Origin of the sequence: Snodgrassella sp. W8124, from assembly GCF_016100875.1 — a bacterium.
GTDB lineage: Bacteria > Pseudomonadota > Gammaproteobacteria > Burkholderiales > Neisseriaceae > Snodgrassella > Snodgrassella alvi.
The window spans coordinates 689,833-710,958 of record NZ_JACFRP010000001.1 but is presented as its reverse complement, the minus strand read 5'-3'; the positions used below and the strand labels follow the sequence as shown (position 1 = coordinate 710,958).

Here is a 21,126-nt window from a genome sequence, read left to right as displayed (position 1 = left end):
TCGATGGTGCGGATAAAGAGACTCGAACTCTTACGCCTTTCAGCGCCAGAACCTAAATCTGGTGCGTCTACCAATTTCGCCATATCCGCAATCAATCAGCAAAAGATTGAGCGATGAATTATAGGTTAGTTTGCAAATTGTGCCAAGTGAAATATCTTAAGCATATACAGACAGATGCAAATGAGCTGTGAATAAGCATAAATACCGTGGAGTTTCTTATTGCCCAATACCAAGTAATAATAGTCTGAATATCACAAACTGATGATCGGCTATGAATGCCACCAGCACAGATAGTTTGATTGCATACAAAAAAACAGCAAACAAATAGTCCACTAACAACCAAGAGTTTAATTAAATCAGAAATCAGGAGAAAAATAGATTGGTGGGTGATGACGGAGTCGAACCGCCGACATTCTGCTTGTAAGGCAGACGCTCTACCAACTGAGCTAATCACCCCTAAGAGAGAAAACAGCAAATATGAAATTGGCGCGGCGGACGGGGCTCGAACCCGCGACCCCCGGCGTGACAGGCCGGTACTCTAACCAACTGAGCTACCACCGCGCAAGTTTTATGCAACGCATAAAACAGAAAACTGGTGGGTGATGACGGAGTCGAACCGCCGACATTCTGCTTGTAAGGCAGACGCTCTACCAACTGAGCTAATCACCCTGTGCTGTCGAGGCGCGTATTTAATCACAGAGTAAGAAACACAGCAAGCCCTTTTTATCGCAATGTTGCACATTTTTTTTAGTTTACTGTTTTTTAAATTTAAATTTTAGGGTACTTGAAACTTGTTATTGATTAACCAATAGCAGGGGTTGGATACCCTGTTTGATTCAGACATTCAATATATAAAATTCTGCTTCTTTCCCTATTATCTCTATATTGAAAGAGGAAAATGATGTTTTATATGCCAGCAAAACAAATTCAGGCATATAGAACTTTTGTTATATTAAACAATATTCCCATACTCACTTAAAATTAAAAAAATATCTAAAACCAAATACAATATTTACAGCAATAAACACTTATTATCATCTTCCAAGCAATAAAATTGCTAAAAATCTATAAAATTAATTTTAAAATAAATTATTCACATTGAAATAATGATTTTAAATATTTATTAAATAAAAATAAAAAATTATTTATATAAAATTAAATAGCAATTTATAATAATAAAAATAGATAAAGAGCAATAATTAAGAATTTTACGCTAACTTATCAGCATAAACTAATCAAAGTTAATCAATCTTCTTCTAAAATAAACTATAGATTTTAATTTTTCAGATTTAAACTTTAATAGCATAAAATTGCTAAATAAGTTATTTAGCATATTAATGCCGTCGGTATTGAATCAGAAACATGACAGAGATTTTTCCTGAGTAACTATCACCGGAAAGTTAAATATAACCCTCTATTTGAATCTTTATATTTTATCTGACAATCAGCTGCACATTCATATTTTATTTTCTGTCTGTCACATAAAAAGCTTAATTGCCTAAGAATTTACTAAAAGTAAGCAACAGAAGCTACTGAACAAGGAATTCCATGAAAAAACAAAAATATAAATTCCAAATTACCGGAACAAAACACATCACATCCGGTCGAACTTTGTGCTGTACAGTCCTGGGCTTTTTTAATCTTTTTGCTATTCCGTCAGCTTTGGCTGCGGCAAATATCTTTGCTGATATTCCGCTGCATCTGCAAAGTAAATCCATTACTACTTCGTCATATAGCGTTAAACCCAATGTTACCTTTTACATTGATGATTCAGGCAGTATGTCTATGAACATCGTACCGATTACCTATAAATGTCGGGTGAGTAAATGGATTCCCAATCCGGATGGTAAAGGGGGCAAATGGCCGCCATTTGGTAGTTATGAATACGGATTTACAAAAAAACCCAAAAATACCTCAGAAGTCAGATATAGCTGTGATACCTACCGGCGTATTGATTCCGTTAAAGAAGTACTGACAGATATCATCAAAAAATATCATGATGATATGTACTTTGCATTTCGCCCGATGTGCGGCACCGGTGACCAGAAAAAATTCAATAAATTTTATGACACTTCTGATCCGGCCAATTATGAAAGCATGCTAAATAACATCAAAAAACTGGAAACACCATGCGACACCCCCACTACACGCCAGTTTCCTGTTATTGCGCGCAATCTGGTAATAAACAAACTGAAATATCGCTGCCAAAAATCTTATATTATTTTGCTAAGTGATGGTGAAGCTGATAATACATATTCTATTTCAGATAAAAATTTCAACAAAAATACAGATTCACGCTACGATAGCTACTTTGATCGGGATTTTGAAACTAATAACGATCGCTTAAATTTTCTTGCCCGTAATCACAATACCAATAAACCACTGCGTCTGAAATACTATACAGACAGGCTCAATAACTATAACTTTGGTGACTACATCTACACCAGTGATTACTATAGCTCAACCGGTAAATCCATTAATGCCTCACCAGTGCGAAAAAAAACTGATGATGCGGGTCAGCCATGGAATGAAGTTGATCCAAAAACAAAAAAACGTTTTCGCCAAACTGCACAAACATTCACCATCGGAGTAGGACTCGGGCAGCGCAATACAAACGAAGCCAAAATCGCCATTCCTTATCTGGAAAATGCCGCAACGCCAAGTGGCGAATACAATGAAACAACCAACCCTAACGGACGTTTCTTTAACGCAAATTCCCGTGATGAAATTATCAGCGCTTTTGAAAAAATATTTAAAACCATCAAAGGAGAAATGACCGCATCAACCATTCAGACTACTACAACAGCTCCGACTGTAGCCATTTCCAATACCAACCAGGGTAATCTGTCGATTACCGCCAAGGTTGAAACTGGTTCATGGAGCAGCAGGATTTGTATTTACGATATCAATACCAAAAATGACAGCAGCTCATGCCCGATGCGACCTACATACAGCAACCGGCAATTATTGCTTAATGATGGTAAATATACACATCTCTTTAACGAAAGCCTGAACAGCTTTAATAACAGCACATTTAAAATCAGTAACAATAATAAAAATCGTAATGAATGGCACGATGGCTTACTAGCATGGCTAAATCGTTCGCTTACTGCTGATACTCAGAAAAAAAATGAATTTGTATTGGATTATCGTACCCGCCGCTCTCTGCCAGACTTCGGAAATACGCGGGATTTAGGAGATATTATAGATAATCCGATTCTTACAGCCGGCAATATAGAAAATAACCGCCAGCGGTATCTGATTACATCAGCTAATGACGGAATGGTTTATGTTTTCCGTTCAAGCACTAACTCCAATTTTCCTTATGATTTAAAATTTAATTACATGCCAATGGGTATTGAAAGGCAGAGTAATGACGGTTCTGATCTGGTTGCTCACTATTACAAGGATTTAACCAGCAAAAAATATGGCACTAATGATAATTTTCCCCATCGTTTCCTGCTTAACGGAGGCATGGTGGTACAGCAGACCGACGGCAGCAACGGGCGGCCACAGCAGATATTTATGGTTTCTACCCTCGGACAAGCGGGACGAGGCGCATTTGCCATCAATATCGGCGGAAACGACATTATTACCGGCAGGCCATTAGCCGGAGACAACATGCAGTCGTCCCGCTGGTATGAGGATGTTTTCCTGTTTCAGACACCTGGCGGAAAAGACAATCAGTTTGGTTATACTGTCGGTACACCTGCCATTGCAAGAGTGCGGGTCAATTCAAATATTAATGCCTCAGATTCATCTATTACAGACCATATACGTCAAGCTGCATTTATCAGCAATGGCTATAACTACTCCCCCTCTCTGGCTCAGGATATCGCAGCCAAACTCTCACCTGAATCAGCTTTATATATTTACGACATACTGGGAATAGATGTAGGCACTCAGGCCTATATTCATACCGGCAGCAAAAAAGGAGATTTAATCGCCAAACTGGTTGCTCCTAATGGCAGCGGCGGCCTTTCCAGCCCGACAGTTATCGATATAGACGGAGACGGCGTAGCTGATATTGTCTATGCGGGTGATTATCATGGTAATTTGTATCGGTTTGACTTACGTGCCCCTAATCCGTCAAACTGGAAAGTGTATAAAATCTTTACTGCTGATGGTCCCATCACTTCAGCACCCGGAGTATTTCTTCTTAAAGCAAAAGGAGCACAGCATACAAACAGTGAAATACCAACAGCAATTGTTACTTTTGGCACAGGCAGCGATATTTATCAGTCAGACCTGACAAATAAAGCTCAGCAAAGTGTATACGGCATTTATGATGATCTGAGCCAGCCGGAAGTGCACGAAATCAGCAAAAGCAGTCTAGTAAAACAAGAATTTATCCAAGCCGGCAATTACCGTTTACTGAGTAACTATCCGCTAAACCCAGCTGTTCATCGAGGCTGGTATTTTCATCTCAAAGAAAACACCGGTGAGCGCATTGTATCCAAACCGATAATTGTTTCTTATGCTGGCGCAGTGCTATCGCGCACTTATAATGTAGAAAAAGAAAATAAACTGCCTGATCCATGCAAGATTACTTCTGTCGTCCAGCGTAACTCCGTTACTACCGGTAAAATTCAGTTTAATGTAAAAACCGGGGGCGCATTACAAAGCACAGATCCGAATTTTGTATTTGATGAAGCAGCGCCAGCAGGCAGTAGCGTGAGTACGGAAGGACCTTTTAGTTTTACCGTTTCAGGCAATAATAATATCGATATCGGCGGCTCATATACCCAGAAGCCATTAACTGAAAAATCTCCTCCGGTGGAAAACTGCTCGCGTGCCGCCGTGATAGCAGCGACAACAGACGGAAATAAATTAACTATTAATGTCCCGCGTTGTCCGATCATAATTCACCGGATTTCATGGCGTGAAATAAAAGAAGGTTATCTTTAACCAAACTTATATTAATTACAATTTTTAATTAATTTTAATTTATTTTGCCGGTTAAACTATATAGTTTAACCGGTATTTTTATGACAAATAAACATAAATACCAGTAAATTCAATTTAAACAGAAAATTTTGATTTTATGAAGCCAAATAAATTTATATTTTTTATATAAATTTTACTTTTTAATATATAAATAATTATATAAAACCAGTTAAGAAAAACATTATACATATAAACCACAGATTTCATTACACAATGAAATACATTTCAATTTTATTGACTTAAAGATTATTTTTACTTATATTATCAAACAATTTAACATTAAAATTTGTACGCTGATTTCAGCGAAATTTAATTTTCGCCAGAATCTATCCAAAATCTATTTTCAGCTTAGCAAGGTAAAGCATGAATACTGCGATTAAAAATAACAGGAAAACCAGATTTCCTAAAGGTAAAAAAGTTTTAGTTTCAGCTGTTACTGGAGCCTTAGGTATTTTTATGGCACCATATACTTATGCTACAGCAAATTCTTTCGCGGATACGCCATTACGACTTCAGCAAAAATCTATTACTCAGGAAGCTTACAACGTAAAGCCTAATATTGCTTTATTTATTGATGATTCTTCTAGTATGACGAAAGGATTAGTAAATAATCCGTCTATAAAACCAGCTAAAAAACGCTATTTTTATAAATGTATTCAAGGAACAGCGAAATCTTTATGGGACGGCAGACCTGGCTGGAAATTGAATTTAACTTTCGATCAAAAAGAAGCACTTCTTGCTAAAAAAGAAGGATGGGATTGTAAGAGATACAAAAGAATAGATGCGGCTAAAGAAATTCTTAATACTATAGTTACCGACAATCGGGATAAAATGTATTTCGCATTACGTCCTTTATGTAGCGAAACAAACAAATGGAATAATAGTTTTCATGATACTTCTAATCCATCAGAATTTAAAAAAATGATTGAGGAAATAAATAAGTTAAAAGCGCCATGCGGTACCCCAACTACTCGACAGTTCCCTGTAGTTGCAAGAAATCTGGTTATGAATCAATTGAAATACCGTTGTCAGAAATCTTATATTATCCTCTTAAGTGATGGTCTGGCTACTGCTGAATATTCAGCTTCAGATAAAAACTTTACTAACAAACCAAACAAAGATTTAGATGAATTTTTTGACAAAAACTTCGCTACAAGTGATGAGAGAGATACTTTTTTTAGAAAAAGAGATGCGCCTCAGATGATAGACAGACTGGGTTTTTATACAGATAAATTAGCAGACCCAAAAGCTCATACAGACACTGGAAAGCCAGATGGAATTCCAGTTGGTTTTGGTCCGTATATATATAGCGAAGATTATTATTCAGGAAGTGGTGGTACTATAACGCCGGGGATTTCAAAGTATTTGCGCACAACTGATGATGCAGGCAAACCGTGGAATTCAATAGATAATATTACAAAGAAACCCTTCTATCAAATTGCTGAAACATATACTATCGGATTTGCACTTGCTAACATCGATCCGGATGATAATATAAAAGATGATGATAGAGATGATCGTGCTTATTTCTATCTCGAAAATGGTGCAACACCAAAAGGACTTCATCCTAAAGGTAATTTCTTTAACGCAAATTCTAGAGATGAAATCATAGAGGCGTTTAAAACTATTTTTGACAAAATTAATGGGGAAGTAAAAACTAATGCAATTAATGTAACGACAAATGCTCCAAGTATGGGTATTTCAAGCTCATCAACAAATGATCTGGGCATTACAGCTAAAATTGAAACCGGTAACTGGAGTAGCCAGATTTGCATACATGATTTAACTAATAAAAATTCAAAAGACAAAGGACAAACAGTCGATAAAAATGATTGTAAAGTGCAACCATCTTTTACTAATAGAAAGCTATTAATTAATAATGGCAAGACTACTTATTTATATTCAAATCTGACACCAGATCAAGGCCTGGATAATAACTCATTTGAAATTAGTACGAATGCTGATAAAAATAAAAAAGAATGGCTTGATGGTCTGCTCACTTGGTTGAGCCGTGCCAAAGAAGATAAAGACATTTATCAGGATGGCTTCACTTTAAATTATCGTCAGCGACCGGATAATGCCCGTAATATGGGTGATATTATTGATAATACTATTGTAACAGCAGGCGGAATTGAGTTTAATAAACAGAAATATCTCGTCACTTCGGCTAATGATGGAATGGTATATGTTTTCCGTGCAGCAGATAATTCGAATCATCCGTATGATCTTAAATTTAATTATATGCCAATGTCTATTGAACGGGACAGTAGTGATGGAAGTGATATAGTTGGTCACTATTATAAGGATATGCTAGATAATGATTATGGTAAAGATTCTAAACATCCTCACAGATATCTATTAAACGGGGGGATCGTAGTAAGAGAAACCTCCGACAGAGAAGACAAACCAGGCGTAAACCAAATATTTATGGTATCAACAATGGGACAGGCAGGGCGCGGAGCATTTGCTATTAATATTGGCGGACAGGATATCGTTACTGGTAACAATATTGCTGCAGATAATATTGGCAGTGCGAGCTGGTATAACAATGTATCGCTGTTTCAGACACCAAGCGGTGCAAATAATCAGTTCGGCTATACTATTGGTAAGCCGGCGATTGCGAGAATAAGGGTTAACAGAGATACAAATGCATCAGATACAACAATAACAGACCATCTTCGTCAAACAGCTTTAATCAGTAGTGGTTATAACTCTAAAGATTCTAATGATGAATCCGCATTGTATATCTATGATGCATTAGGTGTTGATGTAGGCGTAGAGAGTTATCAAATAACAGGTGATCCTAAAGGTACACTAATCAGTAAAATGATTGCATCAAAAGATGGTGGCGGATTGTCCAGCCCTACAGCTGTGGACATCAATAGTGACGGGATTACCGACCTTGCATATGCTGGTGATTATAAAGGGAATCTTTATAGATTTGATTTCAGAAATCCGAATCCAAACAAATGGACTGTAAAAAAGATTTTTTCAGCTAATGCACCTATAACGGTTGCTCCGGCTGTCTATCGAGCTGCCGAAAACCTGAAAGATCCCTTAGCAAAAAACAAACTGGTCATTGTATTTGGAACAGGAAGTGATATTTATCCGTCTGATCGTGATAGTTTGCAGCAACAAACCATGTATGGAATTTACGATAATTACAACGAACAAACAAATATGTTAATTAACAAAAGTTCGTTAGTGCAACAGGTTATGACATATAAGGATGATTATAGTTATCTGACCAACAAACCTTTTTCATCAGAAAAAGATAAGGGTTGGTATTTTAACCTGAATAAAGACGGAGAACGCGTAACAGAGTCAGTACAAAAATTAATAACAACAGGTATTGTAATGACAAGATCATACTCCGTTAGCCAAAATGGTAAATTGAATGATCCTTGTGAAGATTCAACAATGGTTGAAAAAACAAATCTTGTTAGTCGTCTTACTCAGTTTAATGCACTTACAGGCGGAGCATTAACCGAAAACGACGCACACATTGTAGTAAACTCAGACTTTTCACTTGCTAACAGTTCTAAAATGGATGAAGCTATTGGAATGATGGTTTCAAATACAAATGATGGATTTGTTGATGCTTTGGATGCCGGAGGTTCGGGTAAAGAGGAAGATCCTAAAAAGCGAAGACAACCAAATAATTGTTTTCGAAAAAAACCTTTTGGGATGAATGATAAAGGTGAAATATTTGAGATTCAGGGGGTTGTTATGTGTCCCGTCAGTATCAATCGTTTATCATGGAGAGAAATTAAAACTGGTTATTTAAGCTAGGAATATTCATAAACTTCATCTGAACATAAACATTACACTCATCCCCTGAAATTTTATCTGTACAAAATTTCAGGGGATAATTTCTTATTTATGGGTTGATACCGACGAGTTGATTGTATTTGGTGATATCACCAGATGTGAATCAAAGAGTAATAACAGAATGATATGCTACATTCAAAAATAATTCAGATTGTGATTCACATGATATTTGAAGCTGTTGAAAACGTTCGGCTGCAATTTTTGGCTTTATTTCATTTTCCGGCATACAATTGCAGTTTTCACAGTAACTGTTTTCTAAGATTTTAAATTTAATCCATAATACTTAACTAATTGCAAAAATATTATGGAGAACATCCTTGATGTCATTTAATCAGATTAATCCGCAAAATGTCCGAGTTTTTCCATTTTGGTATGCAGATAATGCCGGTTTTCAGGATTTTGTCCGACATGTAAGGGAACACGATTAGTTACATGAATACCCAGTGCTTTTAGTGTATCGACTTTCTGCGGATTATTGGTCATTAACTGTACAGACTGTATGCCAAGATGATCAAGAATGTGTTTGGCCAAAGAAAAATCACGGGCATCGATGGGTAAATTCAAAGCAAGATTTGCTTCTACGGTATCCAGCCCTTCATCCTGAAGTTTGTAAGCCCGGATTTTATTCAGTAAGCCTATACCCCGGCCTTCCTGACGTAAATAAATAATTACACCTTTTCCTGCCTCCTGTACTGCTTTCATCGCAGCTTCAAGCTGGGGGCCGCAATCACAGCGTTTGGAAAATAAAGCATCACCGGTAAGACATTCAGAATGAATTCGTCCGAGTATATCTTCTCCTGTAGAAATATCACCTACAGTAAGAGCAATGTGTTCCTGCCTGTTGCGTACATCTTCAAATCCGTGCATGGTAAATTCACCCCATTGCGTTGGTAAACGGCAGGAAGCAATAAAACGTACAGGACTATTATCTTGTATTTGGTTTTGATATATTTTTGACATAATATTTATCCCTTGGTATGTGTTGTGGCAGCGTTATGCAAATTATGCATCAGTGGTGTAATTACCATTGCCAGGGCAATCCAGTCGATAAGTTCCGTATCGGAAATGGCATCTTGCTGCTGATGAGCGGCAAACAATACACCCAGTACTTGCCCTTCTTCACCAGTAACAGGAACAGCCAGCTGTGAAGCCCCGCTTTGTTCTCCTGTCAGACTGCTGTCATTAATCCACATTTGTACATTATTTATCTGGTTCAGCCAGCCAGTAGAAGCTGTACGTGCAAACAAATACTGATTTACCTGCTGCTGATCGCAGTTTATTACAGCGGGAAAATGATACCCGCGTGCCAGTAGCCGGCATAACTCCCCTATTTCATTATTTCCTTCATATAAATATAAAGCAAATACATCATTATGATGCCGGCTTGCTATTGAATCGAAAGCCAGATATAGCTGGCGCAAGGTATATGCACTGTTCTCATTGGCTGTAAATAAGTCTGCCGGATAAATCTGGTATAGTGAATCTGGACTTAAATTGAATTTACGAGCCAGACTAAATCCGTTTTCTTCATACCATAGCACAGACATGTCGATTTCTGCCTGAGCAAGCTCCAGTACAGATTGCGCAACCAGCATTGCCATCCGGACTTCCTGCTCTGGTAATTTCAATCCTTGCGTTTGCAGGTAATCACGCACCTGAGCGCATGTCATACACTTCCTTACTTTTTTCTTTGCAAACAGGTATTGTAACCGAAAACGATGCAGATACCGGATAGCAAAAGCTCAAGCATTTTAAAGCAATTTATATTTTTTATTCATTTTATCCGGTATAAGCAGAACCGACATTATTATGGCAGTATTGGCACTAAGCAATTTACTTTTCATTACCTTAATGGAATTTACTGTGTTAATTTAATTCTGGCTAATTAAATTATAGTTAAGTACTTGTATTATTTAAAATTTAAAAGAATAATAAAGCTACCGTAGATTCACGGTAATTATTGAAAAGGAGTTGTATATGAGCAATCTGAAACCCGGCGATAACTCTGGAACCAATGGCGGGATTTATCAGGAAGTTGATCAGCATGGCCATGAGCTGGATAATTTTGCCACGATTAAAGACCATGAAAAAGTACCTCCAACCCAGCATCCGGGTAATACCTGGAAATTAAAAAACAGGACTCCTGACGGTAAACATTAAATATTTTCTGCTATTAAGCTGTCTGATTACATATATGTATTTTTTCGGATAAACTATATTTACAGCTTGTATCAATGTAATCAGGCAGCTTTCTTTGATTTAATTCTGATCATGTTACTTGATTAGAAAAATCAGTCTTATATCAATTGATATTATTTGCCGCTTTTTTCAGAAAAAAATCTTACAACAGTACGAATTGATGGAATACTTTGATATTAATCTGTTTATTTTGTTTTATCAAAGTTCCGTCTGAATCATCAAATCTTCTTTGAATATCAAGCTATTTTTATTCTCTGATTCAATATTTCCGCTTAAAACAGACAAACTAAACTGGTTTTGCTCTGAATCCGGATAAACGTTCTGCATAAATATACAACACCGAAACTGATGTACTTTATTTTATTTTTATGCTTAGTTTATGTTTTTTATTAATAAATATTAATATTCAGTTTCAAATACTATCTGAATCAAAATTTAATTTTTAAGTTTGTCTGATAAATTACTTTACTTTACGGCTGTACAGATATTTAATACCTATATTAACTATAAGCATCAATATTGTTTTTATCATTATTATTTTGGCTGGATAAAGCTAATTAATAGAGAACAATATTTGTTATGGATAATAGTTATAAAGTTAAAGAAAAAATAATATATTGTTCACATACATCGAAGGTATTAATCCATGAAGAAACACAGTACATGATTAATCTGATCCATTAAAACTTAAACATTTTAAAGATTTAATTTATTTAATAAAATTATAAGTTACGGATTTTGTTATGAGTTTCCACAAATACTATCTTTAGTATTGCTGGTACTGATATTGGTATTATCAATCTGGCGACATATAAATATTGGCTTACTGGTTTTTTGTGCAGCCGCATAATGGTTACAGCAACACAATTCTATGCGGTAACTGGTTCAGCGACAGCACCAGACCCGGCACTGCTACTGACTTTTAAATCAGTATTCGGGCATTTTCCGGGTTCAATTGTTACTTTACTCATTGGTGTATCGCTGCTTTTTGGGCATTTCGAACGCAGCGGAAGTCTGAGCTGGCTAACGGATAAAGTATATAAGGCAATTGGTGAACATACTTTACTGATTCCGTGGGTTGGCTACATGATTGGTTTGTTTATTTCTACTGCCGGCGCTTTTTCTACTGCAACAATTACATTACTGGTACCGGTTATTGCGGCTTTAGGCAGACGTATGCCAAGAATTTTCTTCATCAGTGAAGTAGCTGCAATTGTGGGTGCCAATACCGGTGCTCTATCTCCGATTAATCCGGTAGGTACGGTTATTCGTGACTCTGCAAATCATGCCCAGGTCAGTTTTAATGGATGGCAGTTATGGTTACTGGGCACAATAGTTAGTGTCAGTACTGTATTGGTATTGCAAATAATTTTTAGTCCTAGTCGCATACAGGACAGTACGAATGGAAAAAAAAACCGGCTCGTGGTCTGGCTTTACTGAAACCAGTTGCTGTTGATAATAATGATAAAGGACAACTGAATCCTGCCTATGCAATTTGCTCAACATTATCTGTATTGTTCTTTATCACTCTGGTGGTATTTGCAGGTACTGACGTGGGTTCAACAGCAATTTCTCTGGCTGTATTATTGTTGTTACTGTTTCCGGAATATAGTAAAAATTTAGCCAGAAATATCTCCTGGAATGCTGTGGTGGTAATCAGTGGTTTACTGGTGTTTATTGGTACGATGATGTCGGTACATACCATGGATGCTTTAGAAAACCGTTTACTCGGTATGACTACTAATCAGATAATTTTATTGTTCATTATTACGTATTTAACTACCAGTCTGAGTAATGTTGAATCTTCTACTATTGGTGTGATCAGTCTGATGACACCTATGATTTTTACGATATTCGGCGGTTCAGCGCATATGTCGCTGATTCTGGCTGCCTGTGTAGCACCGGCTTTACTCAGTGTGATTAATCCGATTCATATTGCCGGTACGCTGGTGGTAAGTTATACCGATGAAAAGCAGCAGGATGCAATGTTCAGGCGCCTGCTAACCATTGCTTTTTTCATTGTTCCGATTATTCCGGGGTTAACAATGATTTTGCCGGCAGTGATGCTTTAGCTTTAAGTTAAATGCTGCCGTTTGGCTCCTGTTCAGGCGGGTTACAGGATTCTCATGGCAGTACTGTATATAGATATCTGAATTCAGACTATACAGATTTATTCTCCTTGATTTAACATTAAAAAAGATATCTTATACTTTACTTTACATAAAAAGTGATTTTTTATATTATTTTATAAAGAATATATATTTTTTAAATCTAATTATATGACAATTTAATGATATCCGTATATTAGCTGTAGGCTGAAGAGTTCTCTGAATCCGAAATAAATACAAATGTTATTTATTGTGCGATTTTCAGCATATTCATTCTGAAACAATAACCATTCAGGACACTTTATGAACTTACCACAAATTTTATCGCTTATATTACTGGTTGTGATTTTGGTTCTGGCAGTCTGGCGACATGTCAATATTGGTCTTTTAGGTTTTAGTGCTGCGGCGATAATGGTTATGGCAACAACTGCAATTGCTGATGGTTCTGATACAAATACAGTCTTAAGCAGCAAGGATGTACTCAGTCATTTTCCCGGAGCCATTGTAACGCTGTTAATCGGTGTGTCCTTACTTTTTGCTCATCTGGAAAAAAGCGGTGGCTTAAGCTGGTTTACAGATCAGATTTACGCAAAAATGGGGCATCGCACTAATATTGTTCCTTGGATTGGCTATTTTATCGGATTTGCGATTTCGACAGCCGGTGCCTTTTCTACGGCATCGATAACGTTGCTGGTTCCGTTTATTGCTGCTTTAGGCAGAAAACATCCCAGATTATTTTTCATCTGTGAAATGGCAGCAATTATTGGTGCCAATACTGGTGCACTTTCACCTATTAATCCTACTGGTCAGGTTATTCTGGATGCAGCAAAAAAAGCACATGTTGAGTATAGTCCGTGGCTGGTCTGGTTTCTGGGAATGTTAATCAGTTTTGTGCTGGTTATTGCCCTGCAAATTGTATTTCAGGATAAAAGAGTAGTCGAAACAAGTGATGCTAAAGCGCCTGAAAAAGGCTTTGTACTGCTGAAACCAATTAAACAGGAAAATGGTGATAACCATCAGTTACAGCCATTTTATGCAATCTGTTCTACTATTGCGGTATTGATTTTTCTGATATTAGTGATATTTGCTAAAGCCAATGTCGGTCTGACTGCTCTGACGCTGGCGGTAATTATGATGCTGTTTTTTACGCAGCAAAGTAAAGATTTTGTGAAAAAAATCCCATGGAATGCTGTAGTGGTTATTAGTGGTCTGCTGGTTTTTATCGGTACCATGATGCAGGTAGATACAATGAAAGCGGTAGAACAAGGACTGCTCAGTATGACCAGCAGTAAAATTGCTTTATTGTTTATGCTCGCTTACCTGACCACGTTCCTGAGTAATGTTGAATCCTCTACTTTGGGGGTTATCAGCTTGATGATTCCGATGGTATTTACGATTTTTGGCGATTCTCCGCAAATCTCTTTGATTCTGACTGCCTGTGCGGCACCAGCTATGCTCAGTGTCGTTAACCCGATTCATATTGCCGGTACTCTTGTGGTAAGTGTGACCGAAGAAAAACAGCAGGAAATGATGTTTAAACGTTTACTGATTATTGCCTTTGCTACAGTACCGTTTTTTCCCGGGCTGGCTATGATTGTTCCGGCGCTGATGATGTAATATCAATATTATTTAAAAACGCTCCGCTTTAAAGCAGAGCGTTTTATATTTCTGCACAGCAGATATTTATCTGCCTGTTGAATATTCTTTAAGATGATTTGGATTCAGTCTGCTCTTTTCCAATAAGCTGTTTTGCTTATTAACGCTGGCTGTCAGAAGAGCCAGCTGTCCGTTTGCAAAAAAACCAGTTAACAAGCTGATTAGACTACGGCACAATAATCATCTGTTTTCTGTTAATACTTTTTTATATTTTATATGCAAATTTATTTGGTTGGTGGTGCAGTAAGAGATAAGTATCTGCAGCGGCCGGTGGTCGACCGCGACTGGGTAGTGGTTGGCGCAGATGCAAAAAAAATGCTGGAAGCCGGGTATCAGCCCGTAGGCAAGGATTTTCCGGTATTTCTGCATCCGCAAACTCATGAAGAATATGCGCTTGCGCGTACCGAACGTAAAGTATCTGCCGGTTACAATGGCTTTACTTTTCATGCAGCGGCAGATGTGACGCTGGAGCAGGATTTACAACGACGCGATTTAACCATTAATGCTATGGCCGAAGATGCATCGGGTAATCTGATTGATCCGTATAACGGGCTGGCTGATTTACGCTGCGGTATATTACGTCATGTCAGCCCTGCTTTTGCAGAAGACCCGGTACGTATCTTGCGTATTGCCCGTTTTGCAGCGCGTTATGGATTTAAAGTAGCCGATGAAACTATGGCACTGATGTGCCGGATGGTAAATAATGGTGAAGTAGATGCTTTGGTTGCCGAACGGGTATGGCAGGAACTGGCTAAAGGGCTGATGGAAAAAAATCCGCGGCTGATGATAGATGTTTTACGTGCCTGTGGTGCGCTGAAAATAATTTTGCCGGAGGTTGATGCGTTATTCGGCGTACCGCAACGCGCTGATTTTCACCCTGAAATAGATGCCGGTGAGCATACATTACTGTGTCTGCAGTATGCTGCTGAAAATGATTATTCACTGGAAGAACGTTATGCTGCTCTCACTCATGATTTGGGCAAAGCGCTGACGCCGGCAGATAAATTACCACGCCACCCCGGACATGATTATGCCGGAATAAAACCCGTAGAAGCGGTAAACCGGCGCTGGCAGGTACCCAAAGTCTGTGCGCAACTGGCATTACTGGTATGTGAATATCATATCAGGTTACATAGTGTCAGCCAGCTTAAGCCCAAAACGACACTGGATATTCTGAAAAAAACCGATGCATTGCGCCGTCCGGATCGATTCAGGCAAATTTTGCGTGTATGCCTCGCTGATATACGCGGACGCCTCAGATTTGAACATCAGCCATATCCTCAGCAACAGCACTGGCTAAATTTACAGTCTGCGGCAATGGCAATTGATGCAGCATCAATTGCCCGGACAGTGGCTGAACCGCAGCAGATAGCTCAGGCAATCGATCAGGCAAGGCTGAATCAGATTCGCCCGATACAAAATGCATATTGTCAATCTCAACCACACGGCTATTAATTATGTCATCTTCAGCACTTATTACTCAGTTGTCGGATAAGCTACACAAGCACAAACAACAAGCGGCAGAAATATACCGGCAGCGCAGGCATCCGTTTGTGTATTTTCGCCAGCATACCGGAATAATTGCTGATGTGCTGTCCACACTGTGGCAGGAATTGTTTGCCGGCGAAGAAATGTGTCTGCTGGCAATAGGTGGATTCGGACGCGGCGAAATGTATCCGTATTCGGATATGGATATTGCTATTGTCAGCAGAAATCCGATTGATGACGATATTCAGCAAAAAATTGGTGCTTTTATTCAAATATTATGGGATATCCATTTACAGCCCGCCCCTAAGGTGGGAACAATTAATGAGTTATGTGAAAGTGCCCGGGTTGATTTAACGGGTGATTCAGCCTTACTGGAAAGCCGGTATTTATGCGGCCGGCAGGATCTGGCTGCTGAATTGATTCATCAGCTTGATTTACAGCGGGATGTGGCTGCTTTTATCGAAGGTAAAATACTGGAACAGCGGCAACGATATACTAAAGCAGCCGGTGAAGCCAGTCTGCTGGAAGCCAATGTAAAAACTACTCAGGGCGGTTTACGCGATATTCATACTTTATTGTGGCTGGCAAAAGTTCAGGGATTACCCCCTCAGATTCATCAGCTGATGAAAAATGCTATTCTGAACCGAACTGAAGCCAGGCTGTTACTGAGCTGCCAGAAACAGCTGGCCAGAATCCGTATTGAGCTGCATCTGACTGCCAGACGGGCTGAAGACAGATTGATTTTTGATTTACAAACTCAGGTAGCACAGAATCTTGGCTATCGCGATGATGCAAATTCCCGGGCCAGTGAAAAACTAATGCATGATTTTTATCGTGCACTAAAAGGCGTGAAACAACTCAGTGGTATTCTGGTACCTATGCTGCGCGACCGCGTCTATGCTTCTCTGCCGCGTGTAGTGGTTAATCTGGATCAGCATTATTATCAGGTAGGTAATATGCTGGCAGTGCATAATCTTGAACTTTTCTCGCAACAGCCTGAGCATATATTTACCATTTTACGTGTTGCTCAGGAACACAATGACATAATTGGTCTGGCACCAAAAACCCTGCGTGTATGGTGGGCGGCTGCACACCAGCTGGTGAATGAAGAGTTTTATCAGAATCCGGCAAATCGCGAATGCTTTGCCGGATGCTTCAAACACGGGGAGGGCCTGACTCATTTATTGCGCTTCATTAATCTGTATGGTGTGCTCGGCCGGTATTTGCCGGCATGGGGAAAAATAGTCGGTCTGCTGCAACATGATTTATTTCATATTTATCCGGTAGATGATCATATTTTAATGGTGGTACGCAATATGCGGCGTCTGGCTATGGAACAGCACAGCCATGAACTGCCTTTTGCCGCAACATTAATGCATACTTTTGCACGCAAACATATTTTGTATATGGCTGCACTGTTTCATGATATTGCCAAAGGCCGTGGTGGTGACCATGCACAAAAAGGCGTAGCCGATGCCCGCTCCTTTGCCGAAGATCATTTTCTGGATAGTGAAGAAAGCGATTTACTGGCGTGGCTGGTAGAACAGCATCTGCTGATGTCAATGACAGCACAGAAAGAAGATATTCAGGACCCTGAAGTGATTACCCGATTCAGCAAACAGGTTAAAACTGTTGAACGGCTCACTGCTTTATACCTGCTGACCGTAGCAGATATCCGGGGCACCAATCCGAAAATCTGGAATTCATGGAAAGCCAGTTTGCTGGAAAATTTATATAAAGCCACGCTGCATCAGCTCAATGGTAAACAAAGTAACCGGCACACGACTATTCTTGACCGCCGGCAACAGGCAATGCATGAGTTAAATCAATATCACATCAGCGAATCACAGCAGCGCCAATTGTGGCATATTCTCGGTCAGGCTTATTTTGCCCGCCATGAGTGGCAGGATATTTTATGGCATTTATCAAAAATTATTAATTACGAACAGCAGGCTCAGGCACACAGCCAGATGCTGCCGGATAATGATACCCTGAAGGTGATGGTTTATATGCCTAACCGCCCGAAACTCTTCACTGAGCTGGCTTCGGTTTTCAGTGAAGCCGGAATGAATATTCTGACAGCCCGCGCCTATATCACCGAACACAACTTTATTCTGGATACTTTTATTCTGCAATTTCCGCCGAATCTCAACCCGAATGATTATCTCACCATTCAGAATAAAACCGAGCTGGCGCTTAATCAGTTTGTAAATGGTAAATTGCCGATGTCTGCGAGCAATCCGGCCAGTCTGAGCCGGCGTAGCCGTCATATTCCGATTGCACCGAGAATCAGTATTGATGAAGAAGATAATCCCGGCTGGTACAGCCTGCACATTATTACAGCAAACCGGCGTTTTTTACTTGCCAACATTGCTGCTGTTTTATCCGATTTAAATATCAGTATTCGCTTTGCCAAAATCACTACTCTGGATGAGCGGGTAGAAGACAGTTTTCTGGTATATGCGCCTCAACTGGCCGATACTCAACAGCAATTGCAGCTTAAAAATGCCCTTCTGGATCAATTACTGCGCTAAGCAGTGATAACGGGAAACAGATAATGAACAGTTTTCAGATTGATAAAAATATTCTCAGCCAGTGGCAACGGCAGGCGAACAGACAGTTTCCTGCATTGTGTCAGCAGCGTCCGTCTCAGAGCCATAAAGGTACGTTTGGCACGCTGGGTATTCTGGGCGGTTCAGAAGGCATGGCCGGTTCGATTATTCTGGCCGGAATAGCTGCACTGCATTGTGGCTGCGGTAAAGTATGGCTTGGTTTTCAGCAACCGGCATTACCAATGCCGATACTAAGCCAGCAGCCAGAAATTATGTTAAATACCGCTGGGCGGCTTTTACACCGTTCCGATATTACCGCATGGGTGATTGGCTGTGGTCTGAGCACCTCAACTACGGCACTGGCAACACTGACTGAATGCCTGCAACAGAAGCATATGATGGTAGTCGATGCCGATGCACTGAATTTACTTGCTCAGCAGCCTGCTTTGCTGACTGGCAGGCAAAAGAATCAAAATGTTGTTTTAACGCCACATCCGGGAGAAGCTGCACGCTTACTGCAATGCAGTATTAGTGAAATTCAGAATAACCGTTATCAGGCCGCAAGCCAGCTGGCGCAAAAATATTCAGCCTGGATAGTTTTAAAAGGTCACCAGAGTCTGATTGTTTCACCTCATGGCCAGATACAGCAAAATGAAACCGGCAATCCGGGACTGGCAACAGCAGGTAGCGGTGATGTCTTAGCCGGCATAATCGGCAGTTTGCTGGCTCAGCAAATCCCACCGGAGCAGGCAGTATCAGCCGGAGTATGGTTACATGGTGCTGCAGCAGATATTCTTGCTGCCAATGATACCGGCCCTATAGGTTTATGCGCCGGTGAAATAGCTACAGCTGCACGCTGGCTGCGCAACCGTTTAAGTGAATCTGTCTGAAAAACAAAACAGATGGTTAGATAGCCATCTGTTTTATCAGTTTATCCGCTTTTATATTTCGGAAACTGCATTATTTATCTGTTAAAGCCCAGTCTACTGCTGCAGTAGCATGAATTGCCGTAGTATCAAATACCGGTACCGGACTGTCATCCTGCGAAACCAGTAACATAATTTCGGTACAGCCAAGAATGATGGCTTGAGCGCCCTTATCAGCCAGACGCCGGATAATCTGCCGGTACTGCTGGCGTGATTCTTCACGTATGATACCTGATACCAGCTCTTCATAAATAATTTTATGTACTGTCTGACAATCTTTATCGTCAGGAATCAATACCTCTAAACCGAATTTTTCTGTAAGCCGGCCTTTATAAAAATCCTGCTTCATAGTGAATTCGGTACCAAGTAAGCCAACTTTTTGCAGTTTCTGGCTGCAAATTTGCTTAGCCGTTGCATCAGCGATATGCAGCAAAGGTATTGTTATACTATTCTGTACCTGTTCAGCCATACGATGCATGGTATTGGTACAAATTACAATACACTGTGCTCCGCCCTGCTCCAGCTGACGTGCAGCTGTACACATATTTTCAGCCAGTTCATCCCATCGTCCCTGATGCTGCAAAGCTTCGATTTCGGCAAAATCTACAGATAACATGATGCTGCGGGCTGAATGCGTACCACCAAGACGCTCACGTACTTGTTCATTAATCATGCGGTAATATTCAGCAGAACTTTCCCAGCTCATGCCACCGAGCAACCCAATGGTTTTCATGTTTTCCCCTTATTAGTTTAAAAAATTATTTATTTAATAGTTGAAGAATTTCTTTTGGCTGCTCAACAATATAATCGGCTGGCCATTGCGATATGTTATCTTCTGCACCGATATATCCCCAGTTCGCCAGCACTGTAATCATGCCGGCATTACGTCCTGCCTGCATATCACGCTCTGCATCACCGATATACAGGCAATTTTCGGGAGCTACGCCAATGTGACGGCAGGCATAAAACATGGGTTCGGTACTGGGTTTCGGCGCACTGGTGGTATCTCCGCTTACGATTACAGCCGGTTCAATACTGCATCCGAGCTTTGGTACCAGACGGTCAGTAAAAACATGCGGCTTATTGGTAATAATCCCCCAGACTATATTCTGTTCAGCCAGTTTTTCTAATAACTCATTTATGCCGCCAAATAAAACAGTCTGATCAGTAAAATGCAGTTCATACTCAGCCATAAAATCCTGCCTCAAAGCTGCAAACGCAGGATTATCAGGCTGCATACCTGTACCGAGTTTAATCAGTCCTGCTGCACCATGGCTGGCAACCGGACGAATCTCTGCCATAGTTTTAGGCGGTAAATTCTGCTTTTGCAGCACATTATTAAGGGCTATCCCTAAGTCCGGCGCCGTATCGGCCAGGGTACCGTCCAGATCAAATAACACAGCTTTAATCATGATTTTC

Annotated in this window: 13 protein-coding genes and 4 tRNA genes; 9 read left to right on the top strand and 8 right to left on the bottom strand. The window is 39.7% G+C overall.

All coding sequences use genetic code 11. The annotated features are described in order from the left end of the window. Nucleotides 1-4 precede the first annotated feature (4 nt). The 4 genes from H3U73_RS03075 to H3U73_RS03060 form a co-directional block, all read right to left on the bottom strand. Nucleotides 5-89 (bottom strand) — tRNA-Leu (locus H3U73_RS03075). 291 nt (nt 90-380) lie between these two features. Beyond that, nucleotides 381-456: transfer RNA gene (locus H3U73_RS03070), tRNA-Val, on the bottom strand. A 28-nt stretch (nt 457-484) separates the two neighbouring features. Further along, nucleotides 485-561 (bottom strand) — tRNA-Asp (locus H3U73_RS03065). Nucleotides 562-593: 32 nt separating this feature from the next. Continuing rightward, nucleotides 594-669, bottom strand: a tRNA-Val gene (locus H3U73_RS03060). An 879-nt stretch (nt 670-1,548) separates the two neighbouring features. Here H3U73_RS03060 and H3U73_RS03055 point away from each other — a divergent pair. After that, nucleotides 1,549-4,908, top strand: coding sequence for a PilC/PilY family type IV pilus protein (locus H3U73_RS03055; RefSeq protein WP_084549716.1), 3,360 nt, complete (start codon nt 1,549-1,551; stop codon nt 4,906-4,908). A gap of 402 nt (nt 4,909-5,310) precedes the next feature. Then, nucleotides 5,311-8,739 (top strand): PilC/PilY family type IV pilus protein, encoded by a 3,429-nt coding sequence (locus H3U73_RS03050; RefSeq protein ID WP_084549736.1) that lies wholly within the window; start codon nt 5,311-5,313, stop codon nt 8,737-8,739. 375 nt (nt 8,740-9,114) lie between these two features. Here the strand turns inward: H3U73_RS03050 and ribA are convergent, their stop codons facing one another. Beyond that, entirely contained in the window at nt 9,115-9,738 is a 624-nt protein-coding gene (gene ribA, locus H3U73_RS03045) for a GTP cyclohydrolase II (protein WP_025330895.1), read from the bottom strand. A 5-nt stretch (nt 9,739-9,743) separates the two neighbouring features. Further along, nucleotides 9,744-10,448: a GAF domain-containing protein gene (locus H3U73_RS03040; RefSeq protein WP_084549734.1), complete on the bottom strand. Its 705-nt coding sequence runs from the start codon at nt 10,446-10,448 to the stop codon at nt 9,744-9,746. Between the two features lie 307 nt (nt 10,449-10,755). Here H3U73_RS03040 and H3U73_RS03035 point away from each other — a divergent pair, with 307 nt between their 5' ends. From H3U73_RS03035 to H3U73_RS03005, 7 genes are all read left to right on the top strand, one after another. Then, nucleotides 10,756-10,938, top strand: a complete 183-nt coding sequence (locus H3U73_RS03035) for a hypothetical protein (RefSeq protein ID WP_078475752.1) — start codon at nt 10,756-10,758, stop codon at nt 10,936-10,938. Nucleotides 10,939-11,826: 888 nt separating this feature from the next. Beyond that, nucleotides 11,827-12,417 (top strand): SLC13 family permease, encoded by a 591-nt coding sequence (locus H3U73_RS03030; protein WP_198190024.1) that lies wholly within the window; start codon nt 11,827-11,829, stop codon nt 12,415-12,417. A gap of 113 nt (nt 12,418-12,530) precedes the next feature. Further along, on the top strand, nt 12,531-13,049 hold the full coding sequence (locus H3U73_RS03025; RefSeq protein WP_144363166.1) for a hypothetical protein: 519 nt from the start codon (nt 12,531-12,533) through the stop codon (nt 13,047-13,049). 339 nt (nt 13,050-13,388) lie between these two features. Next, nucleotides 13,389-14,702: an SLC13 family permease gene (locus H3U73_RS03020; RefSeq protein WP_198190023.1), complete on the top strand. Its 1,314-nt coding sequence runs from the start codon at nt 13,389-13,391 to the stop codon at nt 14,700-14,702. Between the two features lie 255 nt (nt 14,703-14,957). After that, the gene (locus tag H3U73_RS03015) at nt 14,958-16,196 is read left to right on the top strand and encodes a multifunctional CCA addition/repair protein (protein WP_084550228.1); all 1,239 of its coding nucleotides are present in this window, start codon (nt 14,958-14,960) and stop codon (nt 16,194-16,196) included. A 2-nt stretch (nt 16,197-16,198) separates the two neighbouring features. Then, nucleotides 16,199-18,763 carry a [protein-PII] uridylyltransferase gene (glnD, locus tag H3U73_RS03010; RefSeq protein ID WP_198190022.1) on the top strand — a complete coding sequence of 855 codons (2,565 nt, stop codon included), beginning with the start codon at nt 16,199-16,201 and terminating at the stop codon, nt 18,761-18,763. Nucleotides 18,764-18,786: 23 nt separating this feature from the next. Then, on the top strand, nt 18,787-19,671 hold the full coding sequence (locus tag H3U73_RS03005; protein WP_172397383.1) for an NAD(P)H-hydrate dehydratase: 885 nt from the start codon (nt 18,787-18,789) through the stop codon (nt 19,669-19,671). Between the two features lie 70 nt (nt 19,672-19,741). On the opposite strand, the gene H3U73_RS03000 is transcribed toward H3U73_RS03005, so the two are convergent. Then, a complete protein-coding gene (locus H3U73_RS03000) occupies nt 19,742-20,440 on the bottom strand; it encodes an aspartate/glutamate racemase family protein (RefSeq protein ID WP_025330903.1) in 699 nt (232 codons plus the stop codon). Between the two features lie 25 nt (nt 20,441-20,465). Next, the gene (locus H3U73_RS02995; protein WP_084550224.1) at nt 20,466-21,119 is read right to left on the bottom strand and encodes an HAD family hydrolase; all 654 of its coding nucleotides are present in this window, start codon (nt 21,117-21,119) and stop codon (nt 20,466-20,468) included. Between the last annotated feature and the right edge of the window lie 7 nt (nt 21,120-21,126).